At 57.2% G+C, this 25,784-nt stretch carries 25 protein-coding genes and 1 riboswitch; of the genes, 12 read left to right on the top strand and 13 right to left on the bottom strand.

Annotated elements, in window-relative coordinates:
- Positions 1 to 6 precede the first annotated feature (6 nt).
- From dinG to BWI76_RS08895, 6 genes are all read right to left on the bottom strand, one after another.
- Positions 7 to 2,151, bottom strand: coding sequence for an ATP-dependent DNA helicase DinG (gene dinG, locus BWI76_RS08920; protein WP_004135199.1), 2,145 nt, complete (start codon positions 2,149 to 2,151; stop codon positions 7 to 9).
- Positions 2,152 to 2,353: 202 nt separating this feature from the next.
- Positions 2,354 to 3,706 (bottom strand): ATP-dependent RNA helicase RhlE, encoded by a 1,353-nt coding sequence (gene rhlE, locus BWI76_RS08915; RefSeq protein WP_049087280.1) that lies wholly within the window; start codon positions 3,704 to 3,706, stop codon positions 2,354 to 2,356.
- Between the two features lie 218 nt (positions 3,707 to 3,924).
- The gene (locus BWI76_RS08910) at positions 3,925 to 4,917 is read right to left on the bottom strand and encodes a transketolase family protein (protein WP_004135205.1); all 993 of its coding nucleotides are present in this window, start codon (positions 4,915 to 4,917) and stop codon (positions 3,925 to 3,927) included.
- Positions 4,917 to 5,762, bottom strand: coding sequence for a transketolase (locus tag BWI76_RS08905; protein WP_024360133.1), 846 nt, complete (start codon positions 5,760 to 5,762; stop codon positions 4,917 to 4,919). The genes BWI76_RS08910 and BWI76_RS08905 overlap by 1 nt, the downstream gene beginning before the upstream one ends.
- A gap of 13 nt (positions 5,763 to 5,775) precedes the next feature.
- A complete protein-coding gene (locus BWI76_RS08900) occupies positions 5,776 to 6,525 on the bottom strand; it encodes an SDR family NAD(P)-dependent oxidoreductase (protein WP_004135219.1) in 750 nt (249 codons plus the stop codon).
- A gap of 49 nt (positions 6,526 to 6,574) precedes the next feature.
- A complete protein-coding gene (locus BWI76_RS08895; RefSeq protein ID WP_004135221.1) occupies positions 6,575 to 7,906 on the bottom strand; it encodes an MFS transporter in 1,332 nt (443 codons plus the stop codon).
- A gap of 339 nt (positions 7,907 to 8,245) precedes the next feature.
- Here BWI76_RS08895 and BWI76_RS08890 point away from each other — a divergent pair, with 339 nt between their 5' ends.
- The 6 genes from BWI76_RS08890 (at position 8,246) to BWI76_RS08865 (ending at position 14,994) form a co-directional block, all read left to right on the top strand.
- The gene (locus tag BWI76_RS08890; protein WP_004135224.1) at positions 8,246 to 9,169 is read left to right on the top strand and encodes a LysR substrate-binding domain-containing protein; all 924 of its coding nucleotides are present in this window, start codon (positions 8,246 to 8,248) and stop codon (positions 9,167 to 9,169) included.
- Between the two features lie 71 nt (positions 9,170 to 9,240).
- Entirely contained in the window at positions 9,241 to 9,918 is a 678-nt protein-coding gene (gene cecR, locus BWI76_RS08885; RefSeq protein WP_024360135.1) for a transcriptional regulator CecR, read from the top strand.
- Positions 9,915 to 10,907 (top strand): secretion protein HlyD, encoded by a 993-nt coding sequence (hlyD, locus tag BWI76_RS08880; RefSeq protein WP_004135228.1) that lies wholly within the window; start codon positions 9,915 to 9,917, stop codon positions 10,905 to 10,907. The genes cecR and hlyD overlap by 4 nt, the downstream gene beginning before the upstream one ends.
- Positions 10,904 to 12,643 carry an ATP-binding cassette domain-containing protein gene (locus tag BWI76_RS08875; protein ID WP_024360137.1) on the top strand — a complete coding sequence of 580 codons (1,740 nt, stop codon included), beginning with the start codon at positions 10,904 to 10,906 and terminating at the stop codon, positions 12,641 to 12,643. Before hlyD ends, BWI76_RS08875 begins: the two co-directional genes overlap by 4 nt.
- Positions 12,633 to 13,766 (top strand): ABC transporter permease, encoded by a 1,134-nt coding sequence (locus tag BWI76_RS08870; protein ID WP_004135232.1) that lies wholly within the window; start codon positions 12,633 to 12,635, stop codon positions 13,764 to 13,766. Before BWI76_RS08875 ends, BWI76_RS08870 begins: the two co-directional genes overlap by 11 nt.
- Before the next feature lie 121 nt (positions 13,767 to 13,887).
- Positions 13,888 to 14,994 (top strand): ABC transporter permease, encoded by a 1,107-nt coding sequence (locus BWI76_RS08865; RefSeq protein WP_004135234.1) that lies wholly within the window; start codon positions 13,888 to 13,890, stop codon positions 14,992 to 14,994.
- On the opposite strand, the gene BWI76_RS08860 is transcribed toward BWI76_RS08865, so the two are convergent.
- The gene (locus BWI76_RS08860; RefSeq protein WP_004135236.1) at positions 14,956 to 15,366 is read right to left on the bottom strand and encodes a YbhQ family protein; all 411 of its coding nucleotides are present in this window, start codon (positions 15,364 to 15,366) and stop codon (positions 14,956 to 14,958) included. The genes BWI76_RS08865 and BWI76_RS08860 overlap by 39 nt on opposite strands.
- A gap of 143 nt (positions 15,367 to 15,509) precedes the next feature.
- Here BWI76_RS08860 and BWI76_RS08855 point away from each other — a divergent pair, with 143 nt between their 5' ends.
- From BWI76_RS08855 to BWI76_RS08845, 3 genes are read left to right on the top strand one after another with little or no spacing between them, the layout of a single operon-like run.
- Positions 15,510 to 16,259 carry an endonuclease/exonuclease/phosphatase family protein gene (locus BWI76_RS08855; RefSeq protein WP_004135238.1) on the top strand — a complete coding sequence of 250 codons (750 nt, stop codon included), beginning with the start codon at positions 15,510 to 15,512 and terminating at the stop codon, positions 16,257 to 16,259.
- On the top strand, positions 16,256 to 17,500 hold the full coding sequence (gene clsB, locus BWI76_RS08850; RefSeq protein WP_004135240.1) for a cardiolipin synthase ClsB: 1,245 nt from the start codon (positions 16,256 to 16,258) through the stop codon (positions 17,498 to 17,500). Before BWI76_RS08855 ends, clsB begins: the two co-directional genes overlap by 4 nt.
- Positions 17,500 to 18,468 (top strand): lysylphosphatidylglycerol synthase transmembrane domain-containing protein, encoded by a 969-nt coding sequence (locus BWI76_RS08845; RefSeq protein WP_004135242.1) that lies wholly within the window; start codon positions 17,500 to 17,502, stop codon positions 18,466 to 18,468. Before clsB ends, BWI76_RS08845 begins: the two co-directional genes overlap by 1 nt.
- A gap of 190 nt (positions 18,469 to 18,658) precedes the next feature.
- Here the strand turns inward: BWI76_RS08845 and BWI76_RS08840 are convergent, their stop codons facing one another.
- The 6 genes from BWI76_RS08840 to moaA all read right to left on the bottom strand — a co-directional run bounded on the left by BWI76_RS08840 (position 18,659) and on the right by moaA (position 22,118).
- Positions 18,659 to 19,363, bottom strand: coding sequence for a Bax inhibitor-1 family protein (locus BWI76_RS08840; RefSeq protein ID WP_004135244.1), 705 nt, complete (start codon positions 19,361 to 19,363; stop codon positions 18,659 to 18,661).
- A 44-nt stretch (positions 19,364 to 19,407) separates the two neighbouring features.
- Positions 19,408 to 19,860: a molybdopterin synthase catalytic subunit MoaE gene (gene moaE, locus BWI76_RS08835; protein WP_004135245.1), complete on the bottom strand. Its 453-nt coding sequence runs from the start codon at positions 19,858 to 19,860 to the stop codon at positions 19,408 to 19,410.
- Between the two features lies 1 nt (position 19,861).
- Positions 19,862 to 20,110 (bottom strand): molybdopterin synthase sulfur carrier subunit, encoded by a 249-nt coding sequence (gene moaD, locus BWI76_RS08830; RefSeq protein WP_004135247.1) that lies wholly within the window; start codon positions 20,108 to 20,110, stop codon positions 19,862 to 19,864.
- Positions 20,103 to 20,591, bottom strand: a complete 489-nt coding sequence (moaC, locus tag BWI76_RS08825) for a cyclic pyranopterin monophosphate synthase MoaC (protein WP_004135249.1) — start codon at positions 20,589 to 20,591, stop codon at positions 20,103 to 20,105. Before moaC ends, moaD begins: the two co-directional genes overlap by 8 nt.
- A 3-nt stretch (positions 20,592 to 20,594) precedes the next feature.
- On the bottom strand, positions 20,595 to 21,107 hold the full coding sequence (gene moaB / locus BWI76_RS08820) for a molybdenum cofactor biosynthesis protein B (RefSeq protein ID WP_004135251.1): 513 nt from the start codon (positions 21,105 to 21,107) through the stop codon (positions 20,595 to 20,597).
- Positions 21,108 to 21,128: 21 nt separating this feature from the next.
- Positions 21,129 to 22,118, bottom strand: coding sequence for a GTP 3',8-cyclase MoaA (gene moaA, locus BWI76_RS08815; protein WP_004135253.1), 990 nt, complete (start codon positions 22,116 to 22,118; stop codon positions 21,129 to 21,131).
- A riboswitch (molybdenum cofactor riboswitch) is annotated at positions 22,106 to 22,244 on the bottom strand. (Overlaps the previous gene by 13 nt.)
- A gap of 208 nt (positions 22,245 to 22,452) precedes the next feature.
- Between moaA and yvcK the strand changes: the two genes are divergently transcribed.
- The 3 genes from yvcK (at position 22,453) to pmrA (ending at position 25,781) form a co-directional block, all read left to right on the top strand.
- Positions 22,453 to 23,358 (top strand): uridine diphosphate-N-acetylglucosamine-binding protein YvcK, encoded by a 906-nt coding sequence (yvcK, locus tag BWI76_RS08805; RefSeq protein ID WP_004135255.1) that lies wholly within the window; start codon positions 22,453 to 22,455, stop codon positions 23,356 to 23,358.
- Positions 23,359 to 23,469: 111 nt separating this feature from the next.
- Positions 23,470 to 25,113 (top strand): phosphoethanolamine transferase EptA, encoded by a 1,644-nt coding sequence (gene eptA / locus BWI76_RS08800; protein WP_064371851.1) that lies wholly within the window; start codon positions 23,470 to 23,472, stop codon positions 25,111 to 25,113.
- Positions 25,110 to 25,781: a two-component system response regulator PmrA gene (gene pmrA / locus BWI76_RS08795; protein WP_004135258.1), complete on the top strand. Its 672-nt coding sequence runs from the start codon at positions 25,110 to 25,112 to the stop codon at positions 25,779 to 25,781. Before eptA ends, pmrA begins: the two co-directional genes overlap by 4 nt.
- Positions 25,782 to 25,784 lie beyond the last annotated feature (3 nt).

The following is a 25,784-nucleotide window of genomic DNA, read 5'->3' as shown; positions in this document are numbered from 1 at the left end:
GCACCGCTAACGCCGTTTGCGACGCGTCTGTTTTGTTTTAGTTTTTACTATAACCTCAGGGACGGCTGGCTGCTCTATCGGAAATACGGGTAATGCATTCAATAAACGCTTACCGTAGTTTTTGGTCAACAGGCGTTTGTCATAAATCACCACCTCTCCCCAGCAGCTATGGCTACGAATCAGGCGGCCAACCTGCTGAATCAGGTTGAATGACGCGCTGGGCAGGCTCTGAACTTCGAACGGATAGCGGTTGAGGCTTTTGAGCCATTCGCCTTCGGTAATCACCACCGGGCTGTCTATCGGCGGGAACGCGATCTTATGAATATGCACCTGGCTTAACAACTCGCCTTTTAAATCCAGCCCTTCCGCGAAGGATTGCAGCCCAACCAGTACGCTGCGCTCGCCGCCTTCTACGCGTTTGCGATGCAGCTCGACCAGCCGGTAGCGAGGCTTATCGCCCTGAACCAGCAGCAGCAGGCGCAGATCGGTAACGTGTTCGAGAAAGCGCTGCATCGCTCTTCCGCTGGCGAACAACACCAGCATGCCGAGATGCTTTTTGCTCTCGACCTGCTCCCGGAAATAGGCGGCCATCTCGGCGATATGCTGCTCTTCGTTATCGATAAGCGGTTCGTAATGCATCTGCGGAATGACGATTTTGCCCTGTTCGACGTGGTTGAAGGGCGAGTCCAGCGCCACAAAGCGGTCTCCCGCCTCCTCTTTCAGCCCGCTCATCTCCTGCAAACGCGAAAAGCTATTCAGCGAGCGTAGCGTCGCAGAGGTGACGACGATATGCGGGACGCTGCGCCACAGCAGCCTCTCCAGCTGTTCGCTGACGCGGATCCCCACGCAGTGGAACCAGATATGCATCTGGCCATCCCGCAGGTCGCGGGTAACCCATTTGGTCACCGGCGCGCCGGAGGATTGCGCCAGCGATGCCAGCCGCCAGAGTTTACTTTGGCTCTCAAACATCCCCAGCGCGCGGTTCATCTGCAGCAGAACCCGGTGCAAACGCACCACGTCGTGGCTGCCGGTTTTTTCGCCCAGATCGTTAAGGAACAGCTCCGCCAGACCGCGCAGCGTCTCGGTGAGCTTCGCCAGCCGCTGGCAGATTTCCATCACTTCCGCCGGTAGCTCTCCCATCGGGAAGCGGTGCTCAGCCTCCTGCCCGGCCGGCATGTACAGGTTGAGGATGTTATTCAGGGAGGAGATGAGTTCGTAGAGCTCCTCGCAATGCCCATTCAGCCGTTCGGGATTGGCCAGCGGCGGCGTGGTCTTAGGACGAAACTGCTCCATGCAGGTCGCGACCAGCTTCGTAAAAAGATCCAGCTGCAGGCGGTACCACGGGGCGGTAATTTCCGCGCTCATTTCCAGCGCATCGCGGGCCACCTCCGGAAGATGGTGGCCTTCATCCAGCACCAGCAGCAAATGCTTAGGCTCCGGCAGCACCGCTTCGCTCTCCATGGCCGCCATCACCAGCGCATGGTTCGCCACCACCACTTCGGCCTCCTGGATTTCCCGGCGGGCGACGAAGAAGGGGCATTCGCGGTAGTAGTGGCAGTTGCGGTTCAGACAGCTGGCTTTGTCGGTGCTCAGGCGGCTCCATAATGAATCATCAACGTTTTTATCGGTATGATCGCGCAGGCCGTCCCATTTATAGCTATCGAGATCCGCTTTCAGCGTCGCGCACAGCTTCTGCTCCGCCTGGTTATTGGGCGTGAGTTCGTCATCAAGAAAGGCCAGTAAATCCTGCTGCGTCGGTTCGGTGCTGGCAAGGGCGGCCAGGTTACGCGGGCAGACGTAGCGCCCGCGGCCAAAGGCGGCGGTAAATCGCAGGTCGGGAATGATTTTGCGCAGCAGCGGCAGGTCTTTGCTGTAGATTTGGTCCTGCAGAGCAACGTTGGCGGTACTGACCACCAGCGTTTTTTGTTCTTCACGGGCAATGGCGATGCCGGGAATCAGATATGACAAGGTTTTACCGACGCCGGTCGGGGCTTCTATCGCCAGATGCCGCCCCTCTTCCCCGGCAAGCGTCTTCGCCACATCGGCGATCATCTGCCGCTGCGGAGGACGGGGAATAAAGTCAGGAATTTGTTCCTGAAGCGCCTTATACCAGGCGGCGATTTGCGCTTTCAGCGCTGCGGTCAAAGCCATGAGAAAACCTGAATACTGTATAAACAGCCACTATTGTGCCATTTTTTCGCCATCGGGAGGAATGTCTTTCTGAGCAAACTGGAATCTCGCTCGAGGTTCAACGTGAGCGAAGAGCATGCCGGGCAAGGAGCCTTACCCGGATAACCCATCCGGGGCATGGCCGCGCGTTCGCGGCTATGCCCGCAGGAGTGACGGGATAGGGTTACTCAGCCGCCGCGGGTTTGCGCGGGCGACGACGGCGAGGAGGTTTACCGTCCTGAGTTCGCGCTTTCGGCGCTTCGCCATCGGTACGACGCGGCGCGGACTGCTGACCGCGACCTTGTCCCTGGCCGCCGCGGCCCTGACTTTGGCCACCACGGCCGCCGCCGCCGCGCTGCTGCTGACGACCGTTCTGAATCGGCTCGGCTTTGATCGACGGATCCGGCTCATAGCCCGCAAGGGCGATACGCGGGATCTCTTTTTTCAGCAAGCGTTCGATATCATGCAGCAGCTTATGTTCATCCACGCAGACCAGCGACAGCGCTTCACCCGTTGCCGCGGCGCGCCCGGTACGACCAATACGGTGCACATAGTCTTCCGGTACGTTTGGCAGCTCGTAGTTCACCACGTGCGGCAGCTCTTCAATGTCCAGACCGCGCGCGGCGATATCGGTCGCCACCAGCACGCGAATGCCGCCGGATTTAAAGTCAGCCAACGCGCGGGTACGCGCGCCCTGGCTCTTGTTGCCGTGAATGGCGGCGCTGCGGATGCCGTCTTTATTAAGCTGCTCCGCCAGATGGTTAGCGCCGTGCTTGGTGCGGGTAAAGACCAGCACCTGCTGCCAGTTGCCTTCGCCGATCATCTGCGACAGCAGCTCGCGCTTGCGCTTTTTGTCGACAAAATGCACCAGCTGGCTCACCTGTTCTGAAGCGGTGTTGCGGCGAGCGACTTCAATTTCCAGCGGATTATGCAGCAGCTTTTCCGCCAGCGATTTAATCTCGTCGGAGAAGGTTGCGGAGAACAGCAGGTTCTGGCGCTTTGCCGGCAGCTTCGCCAGTACCCGGCGAATATCGTGAATAAAGCCCATATCCAGCATACGGTCGGCTTCATCCAGCACCAGCACTTCAACTTTGTCCAGGCTCACGGCGTTCTGATGTTCAAGATCCAGCAGGCGGCCGGGCGTTGCCACCAGGATATCGACGCCGCTGCGCAGCTTCATCATCTGCGGGTTAATGCTCACGCCGCCGAACACCACCAGCGAACGAACGTTAAGGTATTTGCTGTAATCCCGCACGTTCTCGCCAATCTGCGCCGCCAGCTCGCGCGTGGGGGTCAGGATCAGCGCGCGCACCGGACGACGGCCTTTAGCGTGCGGTTCTTTCTGGACCAGGTGCTGAAGCAGCGGCAGCGTAAATCCCGCCGTTTTACCAGTACCGGTCTGGGCGCTGGCCATCAGATCGCGACCCTGTAATACCGCCGGGATGGCCTGCTGCTGAATAGGGGTTGGCTCAACGTAGCCCTGCTCAGCGACGGCGCGCAGGATTTCAGGATTCAGGCCAAGGGAATCAAAAGACATAACAACTCCGAACCGCCCCGGCCCGTCACAGGCGTAGTTTTCAGGGAGATTATTGCGAAAGAGATGGCAAAAACCACAATGCCATGAAGCTGCGCAGTCTAGCAGATTTTGTGATGAACCGCATAAAATCTGCCGAAAAGAATCCTCTGGCTAACAAACCACTGCTCCCGGTCCTGGCGATAAACAAGCGCCGCCGCAGAACGCGGCGGCGAAAACAACTAACGCAGGCGATACTTAATTTTTTCGACCATCTTCGCGGTGGAAATGCCGTAGCGGTCGTGCAGCGTCGGAAGCGCCCCGGCCAGCAGGAATTCGTCGGGCAAACCGACGGTATCCAGTTCGCAGCGCACGCCTTTGCGCATCAGCAGCGCGGCAACCGCCTCCCCTAACCCGCCAACCGACGTGTGGTTTTCCGCGGTCACCACCAGACGACCGGGCCTCGACGCCTGCGCAACGATCGCTTTTTCATCGAGCGGTTTGATGGTGGGTACGTGCAGTACCGCCGCGCTGATATTATCGGCCCGCAGTTTTGCAACCGCTTCCAGGGCGCGCATGGTCATCAGCCCGGAAGAGATAATCAGCACATAATTACCGTCCTCCAGCAGCTTCGCCTTGCCCAGCTCAAATTGATAATCATATTTATCGAGCACCAGCGGCACCTTACCGCGCAGCAGACGCATATACACCGGACCGCTGTGGTCGGCAATCGCCGGTACCGCCTGTTCTATCTCCAGCGCATCGCAGGGATCGACGATGACCATCCCGGGGATGCCGCGCATAATCGCCAGATCTTCCGTTGCCTGATGGCTCGGCCCGTAGCCGGTGGTCAGACCCGGCAGCGCCGCGCAGATCTTCACGTTCAGATGCTCTTCGGCGATAACCTGATGGATAAAATCATAGGCGCGGCGGGTAGCAAAAGCGGCATAGGTGGTGGCGAAGGGAATAAATCCTTCCTTCGCCATTCCCCCGGCGGCCCCCATCAGCAGCTGCTCCGCCATCCCCATCTGGAAGAAGCGATCCGGGAAGGCCTGGGCGAAGATATGCAGATCGGTATACTTTGACAGATCCGCGGTCATCCCGACGATTTCCGGGCGCTGCGCCGCCAGCTTCGATAGGGCGACGCCAAACGGGGCGGAAACGGTCGCCTGGCCTTCATCAGCAATAGAGGCGATCATCGCCGACGTCTTTAAACGTGGTTTACTCTGGCTCATTACAGCACTCCTTCCGGTTTGTTGGCGTCCAGCACCGCAATCGCCTTTTGCCATTCGTCGGCATCGACGCGGATAAAATGGTTCTTATCGCGGGTTTCCAGGAACGGCACCCCTTTGCCCATCAGCGTGTCGCATAAAATGACCCGCGGCTGGTTGCCCGCATGATTTTTCGCGTTGTCGAAGGCGGTAATCACCGCCGCCAGATCGTTGCCGTCCACGCGCTGCACGTACCAGCCGAAGGCGGACCATTTTTCATGCAGCGGCTCAAAGCCGAGGATTTTGCGCGAATCGCCGTCCGCCTGCTGTTTGTTCACATCAACGATATTTATCAGGTTCGTCAGGCCGTAATGGGCCGCCGACATCGCCGCTTCCCAGGTCGACCCTTCGTCCAGCTCCCCATCAGACATGGAGTTATAAACCCAGGATGCGCTGCGCTTCTGCCGCAGGCCGAGCGCCATCCCGACGGCAATGGAGAGCCCCTGTCCCAGCGAGCCGCCTGACATCTCCATCCCCGGCGTATAGGTTGCCATACCCGACATCGGCAGACGGCTGTCGTCGGAACCGTAGGTCTCCAGCTCCTCTTGCGGGATAATTTCCGCTTCCAGCAGCGCCGCATAATAGGCGATGGCGTAATGGCCGTGCGAGAGCAGGAAGCGGTCGCGTCCTTCCCACTCCGGTTCTTCCGGGCGGTAGCGCATCGCGTGGCTGAACGCGGTGGCCAGCACATCCGCATAGCCTAACGCCTGGCCGATGTAGCCCTGTCCCTGAACCTCGCCCATTTGCAGGGCATAGCGGCGGATACGCCACGCCGCCGCGGCAACTTTTTGTGATTCCGTGATTTTCATCTGCTTGCCTCGCTTAGTGGATTAACATGCCGCCGTTCACGTCCAGGGTGATACCGGTCGAGTAGGAAGAGAGATCGCTGCCGAGGAACAGGGCGGCGCGCGCGATATCCACCGCATCGCCAAGGCGGTTCATCGGGATCCCGGCAAGGATATTGGCCGTCATGTCGTCGGTCAGCTTACCGGCGGTGATATCGGTCTGAATCAGCCCCGGGGTAATGCAGTTAACGCGGACGTTATCCGGACCAAGCTCGCGCGCCATCGCCCGCGCCAGGCCGAGCACCCCGGCTTTCGCCGCGCTGTAGTGCGGGCCGCCGAAGATACCGCCGCCGCGCTGGGCGGAAACCGAAGAGATACAGACGATGCTGCCCGATTTTTGCGCCCGCATCGTCGGAATAACCGCCTGCGACATCAGCAGCGTGCCGCGCAGGCTGACGTCCAGCACCGCGTCGTAGTTGGCGCGCTTAATATCCATCAGCTTCAGCGGCTGAGTAATCCCGGCATTATTCACCAGCACATCGACCCGGCCATATTTCGCCAGAATCTGTTCCATCGCCGCCTGAACCTGAACTTCATCGGCAACGTTCGCCGCCAGGCCAAGATGGCCTTCGCCTAAGGCCGCGGCCGCCGCTTTGCTGGCTTCGCTATTGAGGTCGAGAATGACCACGCTGGCGCCGTTTTCAGCAAATAATTTGGCGGTGGCAAAACCCAAACCGCGTGCCGAGGCCGCGCCGGTAATAATGGCGACTTTATCTTTTAATAACATATTTTCACTCCATGATATGACGCATATTAATTAACAGGATATATTTCCGTTATTGTGGCTCATCGAGAAAGAGAATCACCACCAGACCTATTGCGGCGCAGATACCAAAATAGGTGAATACCGAATTAAAGCTGCCGGTTTGATCGAGTAAAAAGCCCGCAGCCATCGGGGCAACAAATCCGCCGAGGTTACCGCCGCTATTGATAATAGAAGAGGCGATCGGATAGGTTTTATTATCCGAAACGGCCATACCGTAGGCGGTAAAGGCCGGCCAGCCAATATTCAAACATAAACCGACGAAGAATAATCCGACACAGACCGCCCAGGTGCTCGCGGGAATATTTAGCATAATGAGCATCATGACCACGGTGGAAATCGCGGTAAACATCATTGTCGGTTTACGTCGCCGGCCTAATACCTTATCCGAAATCCATCCACCGCCAATCGCACCTATAAAACCGCCAATACACGGCATACTTGCCACGAAGCCCATGCTCATTACATCAAAACCGCGCTCTTTAACCAAATAAAGCGGGATCCACGTTAATAATCCGTACAGCACGCTAACCATCATAAAATAAGCCAGACAGTCGCCAAGAATATTTTTCGAGGTAAATAATCCTTTCGCCGTATCAATAGGGGTAAGCTTTTTCACCCGAATAAATTTATCCAGCCAGATAAAGCGATCGGCAATTAATATATTTTGCCGTACGGCGTTTTTATCGCTTTCACGCCCGGCGTTAATCTCTTCCAGTTCGCTTTGCGAAACAAATCCGCTCTCTGCGGGTGTTGACTTAACCAACAGGTACCACGCCACCGCCGCCACAATTCCCGGTATCGCAAAGGAGAAAAAGACCCATCGCCAGCCCCAGGTTACCGCGATCCATACCGCCAGCGGCGGTACGATGATCGGCGCAAACATGGTGGCGGCGATGTAGACGCCCGTTGCCGTGGCTTTCTCTTTCGGCGGGAACCAGTTATTAATGGTCGAAGCCAGGCCTACCGGACATGGCCCTTCGCTAAGCCCCAGCCCCAGCCGCACCATCTTCAGGCCAAACACCGAGCTCACGGTGCCCATTAGCCAGGTAAAAGCAGAAAAACCGAAAATCGACAGCGCGACCAGCCCTCGCGTGCCGCGTTTGGCAATGAAAAAGCCGGCCGGGATCTGGCTGACCGCATAGCCCAGGAAAAACATGCTGGCGATGGCCCCGGCTTCAAAGTTGTTGATATGAAACTCATCAATAATGAACGGCAATACCGCGCCGATATTCGTTCTGTCGGCGTAATTTATGGCATACACCAGGAAAATCATCGTCAAAACCACAAAACGATATTTTGTTTTCCTGGCGTCAGTACAGACCACAGTATCTATACGTGACATAGGGTATCCTCTGTATTTTTTATGCTTTTTGTCGCGAACCTTACCGCATCGCGCCCTGTTATCAGGCCTGTGGTTGCAATATAACAATCCCAAAAAGAAAGGGTATTCAAAAAAGCTCAATTACGCGTGAGAAAAATTTGCTTCGTGACTGCATTCAAATTCCTGTCAATTATTTTTCCGAGAGCTTCATATTTAAAACTGTTAAGTTCATCACGGATTACGCCATATCTTATTTCCCGGCTATGCTATCCTGACCCTCATTTTCTGGGATAACCGCTGGATGTACTGTTTTTTGAGTAAACAAATCACCCTGCATTATTCCACTCACCGGAGGAAATCATGAACCAGCCGCTGCCAAATAAAAGCTTGCCGATGCCATCCTTACGCAATATTCAGGCATTTATTGAAGTGGCCGATACCGGCAGCCTGAACCTGGCAGCGGAGAATCTCAATATTACAGCTTCCGCAGTCAGTCATCAGATAGCCAGCCTGGAACAGTATCTGGGAAAGAAGATATTTTCCCGCAGCAGTAAAGGAATGGTCTTAACCACCATTGGTGAAAAATATCTTAAAGAAGTTTCCGGAGCCTTAAATATTATTGGCCAGGCCACTAACCAGGTGATTAATGATATCCACCAGGATTATTTACGGATTCATTCAGCGCCGAGCTTTGGCTTATTGTGGTTGATGCCCCGACTTCATAAGTTTCGCCAGGCCTGGCCGGAGCTTAAAATTAGCCTGACCTGTTCTTATGAAAGCATTCAGTTCTCCCGCGATAATATCGATATTGATATTCGCCACGGGCTCTCACAGTGGCCAACCCTGGTGGTCAAGACCATAAAAAACGAACGCATGCTCCCCTTCACCTCATCGACTTATTTAGCCGGACGCGACGTTCAGTCCATTGAAGATTTGTTAGCCTGCGATCTTATTCATTCCGATAGCACGCTGATCGGCTGGAGCAACTGGCTGTCCTGGCATAAAGTTCGCGGCTGGAATAAAAACTTTATTTTTAATTTTGACCGCTCCTATATGAGTATCGAGGCCGCGCGCATGGGGATGGGGATTATTCTTGAGAGTAATTTGCTGGCCGGGCAGAGCGTTCGTCAACGTCACCTGGAACCCGTCTTTAGCCGCGACGTCAGTATGCCGGTTAATGCCCATCACTTCGTTTTACCGCACCCGAATGAGCAAAAAGAGAAAGTGAAGATCTTCTTTAACTGGGTTGCCGAGGAGCTAAGCCACGAAGGATTTCATATCTAGCAGCAAACGGTGGACAAACCGCAAACCTGCGCCTAGAGTTAATCAATCGATTGATTAACTTTTCCAGCGTGATGACGACAACTCCCATTACCAGCAAGGGCGAGCAGGCGAAAAGCCAGCTTATCGCCGCCGCAATCGCCCAGTTTGGCGAATACGGCCTGCACGCCACGACCCGCGATATCGCCGCTCAGGCCGGGCAAAATATCGCCGCCATTACCTACTATTTTGGTTCCAAAGACGATCTCTACCTCGCCTGCGCCCAGTGGATCGCTGATTTTATCGAACACAATTTCCGCCCCCACGCACAGGCGGCGGAAGCGCTGTTCACTGAGCCTGTGCCGGATAAAACTGCGATGCGCAGCCTGATACTTGGCGCCTGCCAGAACATGATCCTGCTGCTGACCCAGGACGACACCGTCAATTTGAGCAAATTCATCTCCCGCGAGCAGTTGTCGCCGACGCCGGCCTACCGGCTCATCCACGATCAGGTGATTGCTCCACTACACTGCTACCTGACCCGTTTAATCGCCGCCTATACCGGCCTTAACGCCGACAGCACGCAAATGGTGCTTCACACCCACGCGCTGCTGGGCGAAGTGCTCGCTTTTCGCCTTGGGCGGGAAACGGTGCTGCGCCGCGCGGGCTGGGCCGAGTTCGATCGGGACAAAACCGCACAAATTATTGAGGTTATCACCTGCCATATTGATTTCGTTCTGGAAGGATTATCGCAAAGGAGTCTGGAGTCATGAAAAAACCGCTCATCATCGTTGTGCTGCTTCTCCTGCTGGCCGCTGTCCTTGGCGGAGGCTGGTGGTGGTACCAGAGCAGCCAGCAGAAAACGCTCACGCTATATGGCAACGTGGATATTCGTACCGTCAACCTCAGCTTCCGCGTGGGCGGGCGGCTGGCGTCGCTCAGCGTCGACGAGGGCGATGCGATTAAAGCCGGGCAGACCCTGGGCGAGCTGGATCGCGCGCCGTACGAAAACGCCCTCCAACAGGCGCAGGCCAACGTGTCCACCGCCCGGGCGCAGTACGACCTGATGATGGCGGGGTATCGTTCGGAAGAGATTGCCCAGGCCGCCGCCGCGGTCAACCAGGCGCAGGCGGCTTACGACTACGCGCAGAACTTTTACCAACGCCAGCTGGGGCTGCGCAAAAGCAGCGCCATCTCCGCTAACGACCTGGAAAACGCCCGCTCCTCGCGCGATCAGGCCCAGGCGACGCTGAAGTCCGCGCAGGATAAGCTGCGCCAGTATCGCGCGGGAAATCGTCCGCAGGAAATCGCCCAGGCCAAAGCCAGCCTTGAGCAGGCGCAGGCCGCGCTGGCGCAGGCGAAGCTGGATCTGCACGATACCACGTTGACCTCGCCGTCCGACGGAACGCTGATGACCCGCGCCGTCGAGCCGGGCAGCATGCTCAGCGCCGGCGGCACGGTGATGACGCTCTCGTTAACCCATCCGGTGTGGGTACGCGCCTATATCGATGAAAAAAACCTCGGCCAGGCCCAGCCGGGTCGCGAAGTGCTGCTTTACACCGATAGTCGCCCGGATAAACCCTACCGCGGCAAAATCGGCTTCGTTTCCCCTACCGCTGAATTCACGCCGAAAACCGTGGAGACGCCGGATCTGCGCACCGATCTGGTTTATCGCCTGCGTATTGTGGTCACCGATGCCGACGACGCGCTGCGCCAGGGGATGCCTGTCACCGTCACCTTCAGTCACGGAAACGGCCAATGAGCGAGGACGTCATTACGCTGAGCGGCCTGACCCGGCGCTTTGCCGGCATGGACCGCCCGGCCGTCGCGCCGCTGGACTGCACCATTCACTCCGGCTATGTAACCGGTCTGGTGGGCCCTGACGGCGCGGGAAAAACCACCCTGATGCGCATGCTCGCCGGGCTGCTGAAGCCCGACGCAGGCAGCGCAACGGTCATCGGCTACGACCCGATTGCCGACGATAGCGCCCTGCACGCGGTGCTCGGCTATATGCCGCAGAAATTCGGCCTGTATGAAGATCTGACGGTGATGGAAAACCTGACGCTCTACGCCGATCTGCGCAGCGTGACCGGCGAGGCGCGGGAAAAAACCTTCGCCAGGCTGCTGGAATTTACCTCCCTCGGCCCCTTTACCAGCCGGCTGGCGGGCAAGCTTTCCGGCGGCATGAAGCAGAAACTTGGTCTGGCCTGCACCCTGGTCGGCGAACCGAAAGTCCTGCTGCTTGATGAACCCGGCGTCGGCGTCGACCCCATCTCGCGCCGCGAACTGTGGCAAATGGTGCATGAACTGGCGGGCGACGGAATGCTGATCCTCTGGAGCACCTCTTATCTTGATGAGGCCGAGCAGTGCCGGGACGTGCTGTTGATGAACGAGGGCCAGCTGCTCTATCAGGGGGCGCCAAAAGAGCTGACGCAGACCATGGCCGGACGCAGCTTTTTGATTTCCAGCGGCGAGGAGAATAATCGCCGCCTCCTCCAGCGGACGCTGAAGCTGCCGCAGGTGAGCGATGGCGTGATTCAGGGGAAATCGGTACGCCTGATCCTTAAAAAAGAGGCCAGCATCAGTGAAGTCCAGAACGCTACCGATATGCCGCCGCTCGAGGTCGCCGAAACCGCGCCGCGCTTCGAGGACGCCTTTATCGACCTGCTGGGCGGCGCCGGGACCGCCGAATCGCCGCTGGGCAACATTATCCACACCGTGGAAGGCTCCCATGAGGACACGGTGATTGAAGCGCAGACCCTGACCAAGAAATTCGGCGATTTTGCCGCCACCGACCACGTTGATTTCCAGGTCAAGCGCGGGGAGATATTCGGCCTCCTCGGGCCTAACGGCGCGGGCAAGTCCACTACCTTTAAGATGATGTGCGGCCTGCTGGTCCCCACCTCCGGTAAAGCGCTGGTGCTGGGCATGGACCTGAAAGTCAGCTCCGGCAAGGCGCGTCAGCATCTGGGCTATATGGCGCAGAAGTTCTCGCTCTACGGCAACCTTTCCGTCGAGCAGAACCTGCGCTTCTTCTCCGGCGTGTACGGCCTGCGCGGGCGGGAGCAGAACGACAAAATCGCCAGCATGAGCGAGGCGTTTGGCCTGAAAAGCATCGCCCGGCAGGCCGCCGACGATCTGCCGCTCGGCTATAAGCAGCGCCTGGCGCTGGCCTGCTCGCTAATGCACGAGCCGGATATCCTGTTTCTTGATGAACCCACTTCCGGGGTCGATCCCCTCACCCGCCGTGAATTCTGGCTGCATATCAACAGCATGGTGGATAAAGGCGTGACGGTGATGGTCACCACCCACTTTATGGATGAAGCGGAGTATTGCGATCGTATCGGCCTGGTCTATCACGGCAAGCTGATCGCCAGCGGCACGCCGGACGATTTGAAGGCGCTGGCAGCGGATGATAAACAGCCTGACCCGACGATGGAGCAGGCATTTATTACCCTCATCCACGATTGGGACAAGGAGAACGCCGGTGAGCGCTAAATGGCTATCGTGGCGGCGCGTACGCGCCCTGTGCGTGAAAGAGACGCGGCAGATTGTCCGCGACCCCAGCAGCTGGCTGATTGCGGTGGTCATCCCCCTGCTGCTGCTATTTATCTTTGGCTACGGGATTAACCTCGACTCCAGCAAGCTGCGGGTGGGCGTGCTGCTGGAGCAGCAAAGCGAAGAGGCGCTGGATTTTGTCCATACCATGACCGGCTCCCCCTATATCGACGCCACCGTCAGCGATAACCGCCAGCAACTGGTGCAGATGATGCAGGCGGGACGCATTCGCGCGCTGGTAACCATTCCGGTAGATTTCGACCGCAAGATGGCCCGCCCCGGCGACGATGCGCCGATCCAGCTCATCACCGACGGCAGCGAACCGAATACCGCTAACTTCGCCCAGGGCTACGTCGAAGGCATCTGGCAAATCTGGCAGCAGCAGCGGGCGGAAGATCGCGGCGAAACCTTCGAGCCGCTTATCGACGTGCAGACGCGCTACTGGTTTAACCCGGCCGCCATCAGCCAGCATTTTATTATCCCCGGCGCGATTACCATCATTATGACGGTGGTCGGCGCGATCCTGACCTCGCTGGTGGTGGCCCGCGAGTGGGAGCGCGGCACCATGGAGGCGCTGCTGTCGACCGAGATTACCCGCGCCGAACTGCTGCTGTGCAAGCTGATCCCCTACTATTTCCTCGGCATGCTGGCGATGCTGCTGTGTATGCTGGTGGCGGTGTTTATTCTCGGCGTGCCGTTTCGCGGTTCGCTGGTAATTCTGTTTTTTATCACCAGCCTGTTTTTGTTGAGCACCCTGGGAATGGGGCTGCTGATTTCCACCATTACCCGCAACCAGTTTAACGCCGCGCAGGTGGCGCTGAACGCCGCGTTTCTGCCGTCAATTATGCTGTCCGGGTTTATTTTTCAGATCGACAGCATGCCGGCGATAATCCGCGCGGTGACCTACGTGATCCCGGCGCGCTATTTTGTTAGTACCCTGCAAAGCCTGTTTCTGGCGGGCAATATCCCGGTGGTGCTGCTGGTGAACGTAATGTTTTTAATCGCCTCGGCGGTAATGTTTATCGGCCTGACGTGGCTGAAAACCAAACGGCGTCTGGATTAATTTGTCTGCGCCCGCTACCCGGGTCGCGGCGTGAACGCCTTACCCGGGCTACCGTTTCTGCCAGATTAGGTAGCCCGGATAAGCGCAGCGCAATCCGGGGATCACAAAGAGAGAATATACGATGTTTCATCGCTTATGGACATTAATCCGCAAAGAGCTGCAGTCGCTGTTGCGCGAACCGCAGACGCGGGCGATTTTGATTATGCCGGTACTGATCCAGGTACTGCTGTTCCCCTTTGCCGCCACGCTGGAGGTAACGAACGCCACCATCGCCATCTATAACGAAGACAACGGCAAGCACGCCGTGGAGCTGACCCAGCGCTTCGCCCGCGCCAAAGCCTTCACCCACGTTCTGCTACTGAAAAGCCCGCAGGAAATACGACCCACCATCGATGAACAAAAAGCCCTGTTGGTCGTGCGTTTCCCGGCGGATTTTTCGCGCAACCTCGACACCAACCAGACCGCCCCGCTCCAGCTTTTGCTGGACGGGCGCAACTCTAACAGCGCGCAAATTGCCGCGAACTATCTCCAGCAGATCGTCAAAAGCTATCAGCAGGACCTGCTGGAAGGTAAAGCCAAACCGAACAATAGCGAGCTGGTGGTGCGCAACTGGTATAACCCGAATCTCGATTACAAATGGTTCGTGGTACCGTCGCTGATCGCCATGATCACCACCATCGGCGTCATGATCGTCACCTCGCTCTCCGTTGCCCGCGAGCGCGAACAGGGCACGCTCGACCAGCTGCTGGTGTCGCCGCTGGCAACCTGGCAAATCTTTATCGGTAAAGCGGTCCCGGCGCTGATCGTCGCCACCCTGCAGGCAACCATCGTGCTGGGGATTGGCATCTGGGCCTATCAAATTCCGTTTGCCGGCTCATTGCTGCTGTTTTACTTCACGATGATCGTTTACGGCCTGTCGCTGGTAGGATTCGGCCTGTTGATTTCGTCGCTGTGCTCCACGCAGCAGCAGGCGTTTATCGGCGTATTCGTCTTTATGATGCCGGCGATTTTGCTCTCCGGCTACGTTTCGCCGGTGGAGAATATGCCGGTATGGCTACAGAACCTGACGTGGGTAAACCCGATTCGTCATTTCACCGATATCACCAAGCAGATCTATCTGAAGGATGCGAGTCTGGCAATCGTGTGGGGGAGTTTGTGGCCGCTACTGGTCATAGCGGCCACCACCGGCTCAGCGGCGTATGCGATGTTCCGAAGAAAGATCGCGTAGTTTTTTATCTTTCGCCAGCAGTGATACCACCGCCGGACCGGCCAGTATCGCCAGCCCGGCGAGGGCCAGCAGCAGGTTATTGTGCAGTACGCGCGACAGCAGCCACAGCACGATCACCGCGGTGCCGAAGTACCAGGTGGTGGTGAGTTCCTCAAGGAAATCACCGACGTCGCGCCAGCGCTCATCGTGATGGCGCTGCAAAAACAGCATCGACACTAACGTGACGCCGTACAGCACGCACAAACCTAATCCGACGCGCACCAGCGCGCCGCTCATCCAACCCATCACCAGTACTGCCACGACCAGTAGATGCAACATAATCTGCCAGCAACTAAGACCCGTTGCGACGCGTACACGTTGTTGCCACTTCATGGCTTCTCTCCTGAAGGATTTTTCTCTGCTACTCAGAGTACCGCACTTTACGGAAAATTCCGTATCACCGCATCTTTTTGTGACCTCTACTACACTATTTCCTACAGGAAAGTGACATTGCCCAGAGAAATAAGGACGAACAAATGCCGCGATTTTCGTTAAACGTGCTGACAATTAACACCCATAAAGGCTTTACTGCGTTCAATCGCCGCTTTATTTTGCCCGAATTACGCGAAGCGGTGCGCAGCGTCAGCGCCGACATTGTTTGCCTGCAGGAGGTGATGGGGGCGCACGAAATTCATCCGCTGCATATCGAAAACTGGCCGGATACCACCCACTATGAGTTTCTCGCCGATACCATGTGGAGCGATTACGCCTACGGCCGCAACGCCGTTTACCCGGAAGGACATCACGGCAACGCGGTGCTTTCTCGTTTTCCCATTGAACATTATCAAAATCTCGATGTTTCGGTGGGCAACAGCGAAAAGCGCGGCCTGCTCTACTGCCGCATCGTGCCGCCGGAAAGCGGAATCGCTATCCATTTATTCTGCGTGCACCTGGGGCTGCGCGCTCATCAACGCCAGGCCCAGCTGACGATGCTGGCGGAGTGGGTGAACGGTTTACCCGCGGGCGAACCGGTGGTGGTGGCCGGTGATTTTAACGACTGGCGGCAGCAGGCTAACCGGCAGCTTAAAGCCCAGGCCGGGCTGGAGGAGATTTTTACCCGCGCCAGAGGGCGTCCGGCGCGGACTTTCCCGGTCAGCTTCCCCCTGCTGCGCCTCGACCGCATCTACGTAAAAAACGCCCATGCCAGCCAGCCTAAAACGCTGGCGTTAAAACAGTGGCGTCATTTGTCCGATCATGCACCGCTTAGCGTGGAGATACATCTGTGAAATGCAGCTGGCAGGAAGGAAACCGCATTCGGCTATTAGAAAATGGCGATAACTATTATCCGGCGCTGTTTGCTGCCATTGGTCGCGCGCAGCAGCGGGTGATCCTCGAATCCTTTATCTGGTTTGAAGATGACGTCGGCAAACAGCTCCATGCCGTTCTGTTAAAAGCGGCCCAGCGCGGCGTGCGCGTCGAGGTATTACTGGACGGCTACGGCTCGCCGGATTTAAGCGAAAGCTTTGTGGGCGAGCTGACGTCGGCTGGCGTGATTTTTCGCTACTACGACCCGCGCCCGCGACTGCTCGGTATGCGCACCAATTTGTTTCGCCGCATGCATCGTAAAATCGTGGTGATCGACGACGTTACCGCCTTCGTCGGCGGAATTAACTACTCCGCCGAGCATATGACCGATTACGGCCCGGAAGCCAAACAGGATTATGCCGTGCAGGTAGAAGGGCCGGTGGTGCTCGATATCCTGCAATTTGAACTGGAAAACCTGCCTACCAATGAGGCGACCCGCCGCTGGTGGCAGCGGCGTCGGCATAAGCCTGAAATCAACCGCAACCCCGGCGAGGCCCAGGCGCTGTTTATCTGGCGGGATAATCAGGATCATCGCGACGATATTGAGCGTCACTATCTGAAAATGCTGACCACCGCCCGCCGGGAAGTGATTATCGCCAACGCCTACTTTTTCCCCGGCTATCGCCTGCTGCACGCCATGCGCAACGCGGCCCGCCGCGGCGTGCGCGTCAAGCTTATCGTGCAGGGCGAACCGGATATTCCGATTGTCAAATTCGGCGCGCGCCTGCTCTATCACTATCTGGTGAAAGGCGGCGTGCAGATTTTCGAATACCGCCGCCGTCCGCTGCACGGCAAAGTGGCGCTGGCGGACGACCACTGGGCCACCGTCGGTTCCAGCAACCTCGACCCGCTCAGCCTGTCGCTGAATCTGGAAGCCAACCTGGTGATTCACGACCGCGAATTTAACCAGACGCTGCGCGATAATCTCAATGGCTTAATCCTTAACGACTGCCGCGAGGTCGATAAGCGCATTTTGTCGAAACGCACCTGGTGGCGGCTCGGCATTAGCGTGCTGGCGTTCCACTTCCTGCGCCACTTCCCTGCCTGGGTCGGATGGCTACCGGCCCATACGCCACTGCTGTCGCGGGTTCAGCCCCCGGTACAGCCAGAAATTGAAACTCAGGATCGCGTAGACCCGGAAAATCAGGAGGTGAAATCCTGATGGCGAAATCTCACCCTCGCTGGCGGATGGCGAAAAAAATCCTGACGGTGCTCTTTTTTATCGCCGTCGTCGTTCTGCTGGTGGTCTACGCCCAGAAAATTGACTGGCAGGACGTGTGGAAAGTGATTCGCGATTACAACCGTACGGCGCTGCTCAGCGCCATCGGGTTGGTTATCGCCAGCTACCTGATCTATGGCTGCTACGATCTGCTGGGGCGCGCCTACTGCGGCCACAAGCTGGCTAAACGCCAGGTGATGCTGGTGTCTTTTATCTGCTACGCCTTTAACCTGACGCTCAGCACCTGGGTAGGCGGCATTGGTATGCGCTATCGGCTCTACTCGCGTCTGGGGCTGAGCGGGGCGACCATTACCCGTATCTTCTCCCTGAGCATTACCACCAACTGGCTGGGGTATATCCTGCTCGGCGGCATTATTTTTAGCTCCGGCATGGTGAAGGTTCCCGAGCGCTGGTATATCAGCCAGCCGTCGCTGCAAATTCTGGGCGTCGTTTTGCTGCTGATTTCCGCGTTTTACCTGTGGGCCTGCGCCTTTGCTAAAAAGCGCCATCTGACGATAAAAGGCCAGCGGCTGGTTCTGCCTTCCTGGCGCTTCGCGATATTGCAGATGGCGGTTTCCAGCCTGAACTGGATGGCGATGGGGGCGATTATCTGGCTACTGTTGGGGCCTCAGGTGGACTATTTTCTCGTGCTCGGGGTACTGCTGGTGAGCAGCATTGCGGGGGTTATCGTGCATATTCCGGCAGGCATTGGCGTGCTTGAGGCGGTGTTTATCGCCATGCTTTCCGGAGAAGAGATTTCGCGCGGCGCGATTATCGCCGCCCTGCTCGCCTACCGCGCGCTGTACTACTTCCTGCCGCTGCTGCTGGCGACCATCGGCTACTTAATTCTGGAGAGCCGGGCGAAGCATCTGCGGGAGAAAAACCAGCGCAAGCTGGCGGGAGAAGAGTAAAAAAAGCCCCGGTCGCGGATGCTGACCGGGGCTGCGGTTTGGTCGATATCGTGGATATCTGCCGCTATTTTATCCACTTTTCCGTTGATGAACTTTCCCGGTGGCGCTTCGCTGACCGGGCCACAAGTTCACCGCTGTCTGCGAGCCGGTAGCGCGGATAAGGCGCATCGCGCCGCCACCCGGGAACGAGTTAACGACGGTTGCCGAAAATGCGCAGCAGCATCAGGAACAGGTTGATAAAGTCCAGATACAGCGTCAGCGCCCCAAGAATCGAGTATTTGCGCAGCGTTGACGCATCGCGAACGTCAATCTGCTCGCCGATGTTTTTCAGCTTCTGGGTGTCATAGGCGGTCAGGCCGACAAATACGATCACCCCGATGTAGGTCACTGCCCACATCAGCGCTTCGCTCTTCAGCCAGAAGTTAACCAGCGACGCCAGCAGGATACCAATCAGCGCCATAAACAGCATATTGCCGAAGCCGCTCAGATCGCGTTTGGTGGTGTAGCCGTAAAGGCTCATCGCGCCAAACATCCCGCCGGCCACCACGAAAGTACTGGCGATCGACGAGTAGGTATAGACGATGAAAATGCTGGAAAGCGTGAGCCCGGTGAGCGCCGAATAGAGCATAAACAGGGTGGTCGCCATCCCTGCGCTCAGCCGCTGCACCATGCCGGAGAGCACGAATACCAGCCCCAGTTGGGCGATGATCAGGCCGAAAAAGGTTATTTTGCTGGAAAAGACGAACATCATCACCGCAGGAGTATTGGCCGCAAACCACGCGATAAACGCCGTGAGCAGTAGCCCGACCGTCATCCAGCCGTACACCTGCGCCATATAAGTTTGAAGTCCGCTGCGACCCTGTACGATCGCCCCGGAACGAGGATATCTGTCCATGACTGTCTCCTGATTAACGAAATTTATCTTCTAAGCGTACCACACTACCAGCGTTCTGCCGCCCTGCGGTCGCTATCTCGCGCATCGACCCAGCGCTCGCCTTCCGGCGTCGCTTCGCGCTTCCAGAACGGCGCGCGGGTTTTCAGGTAATCCATAATAAACTCCCCCGCCGCAAACGCGCTGCCGCGATGGACGCTGGTGACGCCGACAAAGACAATCTCTTCTCCGGGCCACATTTCGCCGATACGGTGAATCACCGTGACCCGCCCCAGCGGCCAGCGCTCGCGCGCCAGCTCAACGATTTCCGCCAGCGATTTTTCGGTCATCCCCGGATAGTGCTCAAGAGTCAGCGCTTTGACGCTGTCGCCAAGGTTGTGGTTGCGAACCTTGCCGGTAAAGGTCACCACCGCGCCGTCTTCATCGCGCTCGGCCAGCCAGGGATATTCGTCGCCGACCTTAAAGCGGTCGTGGCTAACGATAATACGCGTCTGCGTCATCTTATCCTCCGGTGACCGGCGGGAAAAACGCCACTTCATCGCCGGCCGCCAGCGGATGATCAAACGTCGTCAGCGTCTGGTTTACCGCCGCCAGTAGCTTGCCCTCCTCCAGCGCCAGCGCCCAGCGGTCGCCGCGGGCGATCAGCTGCTGGCGAACGGCTTCAACCGTGGAAAGCCCGTGCGAATCGAGCGTCAGGGAATCGGTGCCGAGCAGTTCGCGCACCTGAGCAAAAAAAAGGACCTTAATCATGGCTATCTTCCACTTTAAAATCGCCGGACTTGCCGCCGCTTTTCGCCAGCAGGCGCACCGGACCAATCACCATATCTTTCTGTACCGCTTTGCACATATCGTAAATCGTCAGCGCGGCGACTGAGGCGGCGGTCAATGCTTCCATTTCGACGCCGGTTTTCCCGGTCAGGCGGCACAGGGATTCGATGCGCACCCGGTTATGCTCGGGCTGCGCCTGCAGATGGACTTCGACTTTGCTCAGCATCAGCGGATGGCACAGCGGAATAAGCTCCCAGGTGCGTTTTGCCGCCTGGATCCCGGCGATGCGCGCGGTAGCGAAGACGTCGCCTTTGTGATGGCTGCCGTCGATAATCATCGCCAGCGTCTTGGCCTGCATCTCAACATAGGCCTCGGCGCGCGCTTCGCGAACCGTCTCCGCTTTCGCCGAGACATCGACCATGTGCGCTTCGCCGGCGGCGTTAATATGGGTCAGCTGTGACATAAATTACTTCTTAAGGTGAGAGATAAAGTTGCACGGGCGCGTACGCGCATCGAGCTGCGGCGCAATAATATTGTCCCATGCGGTACGACAGGCTTTGGTTGAGCCAGGCATCGCAAAAATCAGCGTACGGTTGGCGACCCCGGCAACGGCGCGGGACTGCAGGGTCGAGGTGCCGATCTCTTCGAAGGAGAGCATGCGGAACACCTCGCCGAAGCCTTCGACCTCACGGTCAAACAGCGGCAGCAGCGCTTCCGGCGCCTGGTCGCCGTCGGTAAAGCCGGTGCCGCCGGTAATCAGCACCACCTGCGCCTCATCGCCGGCAATCCACGCCGACACCTGGGCGCGAATGGCGTAGCGGTTCTCTTTAACAATCGCCTTATCGACGATGACGTGGCCCGCCTCCTCTGCCGCATCGCGCAGCCAGTGGCCGGAGGTGTCGTCCTCTTCGCCGCGTCGGCTGGAGACGGTGAGAATAGCAATACGGGTCGGGATAAACTCAGCGCTGGCCTGGCTCATCTGATCGCTCCTTAAAATGAATTATCCGCCGATATACGACAGGTTCTGCGTAATACCGGTGTTGCCCTGATGCAGGAAATGAGTTTGCTTTTTGTGCGTTAACGCCTCGGAAATTCTCGCCTCCAGCGCCGACTGCTGCCGCTCATCGGCGAGCAGATCGCGCAGGTCGACGCCGCCTTCGCCGAACAGGCACAGGTGCAATTTACCCACGGAAGAGACGCGCAGGCGGTTGCAGGTGGCGCAGAAATCTTTTTCATAAGGCATGATCAGGCCGATTTCCCCGGCATAGTCCGGATGGCAAAACACCTGCGCCGGGCCGTCGCTACGCTGGCGGATCTGATGGATCCAGCCGCGGCGCAGCAGCTCATCGCGCAGCACCATGCCCGAAATGTGATGGCGGCGAAACAGATCGCTGCCTTCGCCGGTTTCCATCAATTCAATAAAACGCAGCTGAATGCGGCGCGGCTGGATCCACGCCAGAAAGGTGTCGAGCTGGTGATGGTTAACGTCGCGCATCAGCACGGTATTGACCTTCACTTTTTCGAAGCCAGCGGCAAAGGCGGCATCGATGCCGTCCATCACCTGACGAAACTTGTCCTGGCCGGTGATGGCGTGAAACTGACGCGCATCGAGGCTGTCCACGCTGACGTTAATCGCCGTCAGCCCGGCATCGCGCCAGCTTTCAACATCCCGCGCCAGCCGGTAGCCGTTGGTGGTGACCGCAATCTGGCGAATGGAGGGATTTTCCCGCACGGCGGCGATGATGTCGGTAAAATCGCGACGCAGCGAAGGCTCACCGCCGGTCAGGCGCACCTTTTCCGTCCCCAGGGCGGAGAACGCGCGGGTGACGTGACGGACCTCATCGACGCTGAGGAAGCCTTTATTGGTGACGGCGCCGGGCTTATAGCCATCGGGCAGGCAGTAGGTGCAACGAAAGTTGCAGACGTCGGTAATTGATAAGCGCAGATAGTAAAACTTCCGCGCATATGCATCGGTAAGCTGTGAAGCCATAGACACCTTTCCAAATACGGGAGACGCGGTCATTTCTTTCCACGCCCTGGTGACAACCGAAGTTGTCACGGCCAAAGCACCATATCTTTTGACACAGGCACAGAGGCTAGAGTGTTAACGGGTTATGCCGATAGTAGCGCTTTCATAACGGTTTCGCCATTTCCGATTTCGTTATATATTCAATTACATATCGCTACGATCGCGCATTTTCGCTACAGAATAGCTAAAAACCACGCTTTTGCATTGATGTCGGTCAGTTTGTCAGGTCCCGCCCATCGTCTTTTAGGGGTAGATCGGTTACTGTGAGCCCGATTAATTGTTATAAGGGATTTTTATGCGCAATCGTACTTTCGCCGATCTTGATCGCGTTGTGGCTCTCGGTGGCGGGCACGGGCTGGGCCGGGTGATGTCATCCCTCTCTTCGCTCGGTTCACGCCTTACCGGCATCGTCACCACCACCGATAACGGCGGCTCTACGGGACGCATTCGTCGCGCGGAAGGCGGCATCGCCTGGGGCGATATGCGCAACTGTATTAATCAACTTATCGCTGAACCCAGCGTGGCGTCGGCGATGTTTGAGTACCGTTTTAGCGGCAACGGCGAACTTTCCGGGCATAACCTCGGAAATTTAATGCTTAAGGCGCTGGATCACCTGAGCGTCCGGCCGCTTGAAGCGATCAATTTGATCAGAAATCTCCTTAAGGTTGACGCGTTTCTGATCCCGATGTCGGAACAACCGGTCGATCTGATGGCCATTGACCACGAAGGGCACGAAGTCTACGGCGAAGTGAATATCGATCAGCTTGCCAGCGTGCCGCGCGAGCTTATGCTCTCGCCGCCGGTCCCCACCACCCGCGAAGCGATAGAAGCCATCGCCGAAGCCGACTTAATTCTGATTGGCCCCGGCAGTTTCTATACCAGCCTGATGCCGATTCTGCTGCTCGATGAGATGGCGCAGGCGCTACGCCGCACGCCCGCGCCGATGGTGTTTATCGATAATCTGGGCAAAGAGCACAGCCCGGCAGCCAGCCTGACGCTGGCGGACAGAGTCGCCATTATGGAACAGCAGATCGGTAAACGGGTGATTGACGCGCTGGTGGTCGGCCCGAAGGCCGATATCGCAGGGATTGAAAATCGGGTCGTCATTCAGACGCCCCTGGACGCCAGCGATGTGCCCTATCGTCACGATCGGCAGCTATTACGCCGCGCGCTGGATAAAGCGATTCAGGCCTTAGGCTAATCCTCAAAGCAGGCTTATTGTCGGGACACAATCAGGCTGGCTTAAAATCTTAAGGTTGTCTTAAAAAAAAACGGGCAGCATAGCGAACATCTCTTTATGTGGACGTTCGCTATGTCGTTATTTTCTTTACGCCGGCCAATGCTTAACCGTACGGTCTATTTGATTCTTTTCGCCAGCTATATCGGTCTGGTGCTGAATATCGCTTTCTATCGCCAGGCGTTTACCCTGCTGCCGGTCAACGGTCTGCACAACTGGCTGGTGTTCCTCAGTATGCCGATTGTGGCCATCAGCGTGATGAATATCATCACCACGATAGCGTCGTTCCTGAAGCTTGACCGCCTCGTCATCAGCCTGTTTATTTTGCTTAGCGCTTCGGCCCAATATTTTATCTGGACCTTCGGGGTGATTATCGATCGGGCGATGATCACCAATATCCTCGATACCACGCCCGCCGAAAGCTTTGCGCTTCTCTCCGGCAGAATGGTCTTGATACTGGGTCTCACCGGCGTTCTGGCGGTGGTCGCGGCCTGGTGGGTTAAAATCCGCAAACCGGCAACCCTGTGGCGCAGCGTGGCGATACGGCTGGCGAGCATCGTGGTTTCAGCGCTGCTGATTATTCTGGTCGCGGCATTTTTTTATAAGGATTACGCCTCGCTGTTTCGCAATAACAAAGAGCTGGTGAAGTCCCTGAGCCCGTCAAACAGCATTGTGGCGGTGAATTCATGGTATGCGCATAACAGAATGGACAATCTTCCGCTGGTCAAAATTGGCGAAGACGCGGTTCAGAAACCGGTGATGCGCAGCGGACCGCGGAAAAACCTGACCATCGTGGTATTAGGCGAAACCTCAAGGGCGGCCAACTTTTCCCTGAACGGCTACGCCCGCGAGACCAACCCGCGCCTGAAACAGGATAATGTTATCTATTTCCCCGATACGACCTCTTGCGGCACCGCGACTGCGGTTTCCGTACCGTGCATGTTCTCTAATATGCCACGCGCCCACTATGATGAAGAGCTGGCGCACCACCAGGAAGGCGTGCTGGATATCCTGCAGCGGGCGGGAATTCAGGTGCAGTGGAATGATAACGACGGCGGCTGCAAAGGGGCCTGTGACCGGGTGCCGCATCAGAACGTCACCGATCTCAAGCTGAGCGGCCAGTGCATCGACGGCGAGTGCTACGATGAGGTGCTATTCCATAGCTTGGATAGCTATATCGACAATCTTCAGCAGGACGGAATTATCGTTCTGCACACCATCGGCAGCCACGGTCCGACCTACTACAATCGCTATCCGGCGCAGTTTAAACAGTTTACGCCGACCTGCGATACCAACGAAATTCAGAGCTGTACCCAGCAGCAGCTCACCAATACCTACGACAATACGATTTTGTATGTCGATTATGTGGTCGACAAAGCGATAAAATTACTGCAGTCAAAGCAGGATAAATTCACCACCAGCCTGGTGTATCTGTCGGATCACGGCGAGTCGCTTGGCGAGGATGGGGTATATTTGCACGGGCTGCCGTGGTCCATCGCGCCGGAGACGCAAAAACACGTCCCGATGCTGCTGTGGCTGTCCGCGGATTATCAACAGCGCTATGGCGTCTCCAGCCAGTGCTTGCAGCAGAAAGCGAAAACGCAAGCGTATTCGCAGGATAATCTCTTCTCCACCCTGCTCGGTCTGCTCGGGGTCAGCACCCGCGAGTACCAGGCAACAGACGATATTTTAACGCCATGTAGAGAGGCAGGCCGATGAAAATTTTAGTCATTGAAGACGATGCGCTCCTGTTACAGGGATTAATCCTGGCGATGCAAAGCGAGGGCTACGTCTGCGACGGCGTGTCAACCGCCCACGAAGCCGCACTCTCTCTGGCCAGCAATCACTATAGCCTGGTGGTCCTCGACCTCGGCCTGCCGGATGAGGACGGCCTGCACTTCCTGGCGCGTATGCGGCGGGAAAAATTCAGCCAGCCGGTGCTGATCCTCACCGCCCGTGATACCGTTGATGACCGCATCAGCGGTCTGGATACCGGCGCGGATGACTACCTGGTTAAGCCATTTGCGCTGGAAGAGCTTAACGCCCGTATTCGCGCCCTACTGCGTCGTCACAACAATCAGGGCGATAACGAACTGACCGTCGGCAATTTACGCCTGAACGTCACCCGGCGGCTGGTCTGGCTCGGCGAGCAGTCTCTGGATTTAACCCCCAAAGAGTACGCCCTGCTTTCTCGTCTGATGATGAAGGCGGGCAGCCCGGTGCATCGCGAAATTCTCTATAACGACATTTACAGCTGGGACAACGAACCGGCCACCAACACGCTGGAGGTGCATATCCATAATCTGCGCGATAAGGTCGGCAAATCACGCATCCGCACCGTCCGGGGCTTTGGCTATATGCTGGTTGATAACGCGGAGACGGAATAACGC

The sequence above is a fragment of the Klebsiella sp. M5al genome, from assembly GCF_002090195.1.
GTDB classification, from domain to species: Bacteria; Pseudomonadota; Gammaproteobacteria; order Enterobacterales; family Enterobacteriaceae; genus Klebsiella; species Klebsiella grimontii.
This window is presented reverse-complemented; position numbering and strand designations above follow the sequence as displayed.

What these genes read in the sequence shown, in the direction of transcription:
- dinG (WP_004135199.1), bottom strand. Translation starts at nt 2,151, where the DNA reads ATGGCTTTGACCGCAGCGCTGAAAGCGCAAATCGCCGCCTGGTATAAG.
- rhlE (WP_049087280.1), bottom strand. Translation starts at nt 3,706, where the DNA reads ATGTCTTTTGATTCCCTTGGCCTGAATCCTGAAATCCTGCGCGCCGTC.
- BWI76_RS08910 (WP_004135205.1), bottom strand. Translation starts at nt 4,917, where the DNA reads ATGAGCCAGAGTAAACCACGTTTAAAGACGTCGGCGATGATCGCCTCT.
- BWI76_RS08905 (WP_024360133.1), bottom strand. Translation starts at nt 5,762, where the DNA reads ATGAAAATCACGGAATCACAAAAAGTTGCCGCGGCGGCGTGGCGTATC.
- BWI76_RS08900 (WP_004135219.1), bottom strand. Translation starts at nt 6,525, where the DNA reads ATGTTATTAAAAGATAAAGTCGCCATTATTACCGGCGCGGCCTCGGCA.
- BWI76_RS08895 (WP_004135221.1), bottom strand. Translation starts at nt 7,906, where the DNA reads ATGTCACGTATAGATACTGTGGTCTGTACTGACGCCAGGAAAACAAAA.
- BWI76_RS08890 (WP_004135224.1), top strand. Translation starts at nt 8,246, where the DNA reads ATGAACCAGCCGCTGCCAAATAAAAGCTTGCCGATGCCATCCTTACGC.
- cecR (WP_024360135.1), top strand. Translation starts at nt 9,241, where the DNA reads ATGACGACAACTCCCATTACCAGCAAGGGCGAGCAGGCGAAAAGCCAG.
- hlyD (WP_004135228.1), top strand. Translation starts at nt 9,915, where the DNA reads ATGAAAAAACCGCTCATCATCGTTGTGCTGCTTCTCCTGCTGGCCGCT.
- BWI76_RS08875 (WP_024360137.1), top strand. Translation starts at nt 10,904, where the DNA reads ATGAGCGAGGACGTCATTACGCTGAGCGGCCTGACCCGGCGCTTTGCC.
- BWI76_RS08865 (WP_004135234.1), top strand. Translation starts at nt 13,888, where the DNA reads ATGTTTCATCGCTTATGGACATTAATCCGCAAAGAGCTGCAGTCGCTG.
- BWI76_RS08860 (WP_004135236.1), bottom strand. Translation starts at nt 15,366, where the DNA reads ATGAAGTGGCAACAACGTGTACGCGTCGCAACGGGTCTTAGTTGCTGG.
- BWI76_RS08855 (WP_004135238.1), top strand. Translation starts at nt 15,510, where the DNA reads ATGCCGCGATTTTCGTTAAACGTGCTGACAATTAACACCCATAAAGGC.
- BWI76_RS08845 (WP_004135242.1), top strand. Translation starts at nt 17,500, where the DNA reads ATGGCGAAATCTCACCCTCGCTGGCGGATGGCGAAAAAAATCCTGACG.
- BWI76_RS08840 (WP_004135244.1), bottom strand. Translation starts at nt 19,363, where the DNA reads ATGGACAGATATCCTCGTTCCGGGGCGATCGTACAGGGTCGCAGCGGA.
- moaE (WP_004135245.1), bottom strand. Translation starts at nt 19,860, where the DNA reads ATGACGCAGACGCGTATTATCGTTAGCCACGACCGCTTTAAGGTCGGC.
- moaD (WP_004135247.1), bottom strand. Translation starts at nt 20,110, where the DNA reads ATGATTAAGGTCCTTTTTTTTGCTCAGGTGCGCGAACTGCTCGGCACC.
- moaC (WP_004135249.1), bottom strand. Translation starts at nt 20,591, where the DNA reads ATGTCACAGCTGACCCATATTAACGCCGCCGGCGAAGCGCACATGGTC.
- moaB (WP_004135251.1), bottom strand. Translation starts at nt 21,107, where the DNA reads ATGAGCCAGGCCAGCGCTGAGTTTATCCCGACCCGTATTGCTATTCTC.
- moaA (WP_004135253.1), bottom strand. Translation starts at nt 22,118, where the DNA reads ATGGCTTCACAGCTTACCGATGCATATGCGCGGAAGTTTTACTATCTG.
- yvcK (WP_004135255.1), top strand. Translation starts at nt 22,453, where the DNA reads ATGCGCAATCGTACTTTCGCCGATCTTGATCGCGTTGTGGCTCTCGGT.
- eptA (WP_064371851.1), top strand. Translation starts at nt 23,470, where the DNA reads ATGTCGTTATTTTCTTTACGCCGGCCAATGCTTAACCGTACGGTCTAT.
- pmrA (WP_004135258.1), top strand. Translation starts at nt 25,110, where the DNA reads ATGAAAATTTTAGTCATTGAAGACGATGCGCTCCTGTTACAGGGATTA.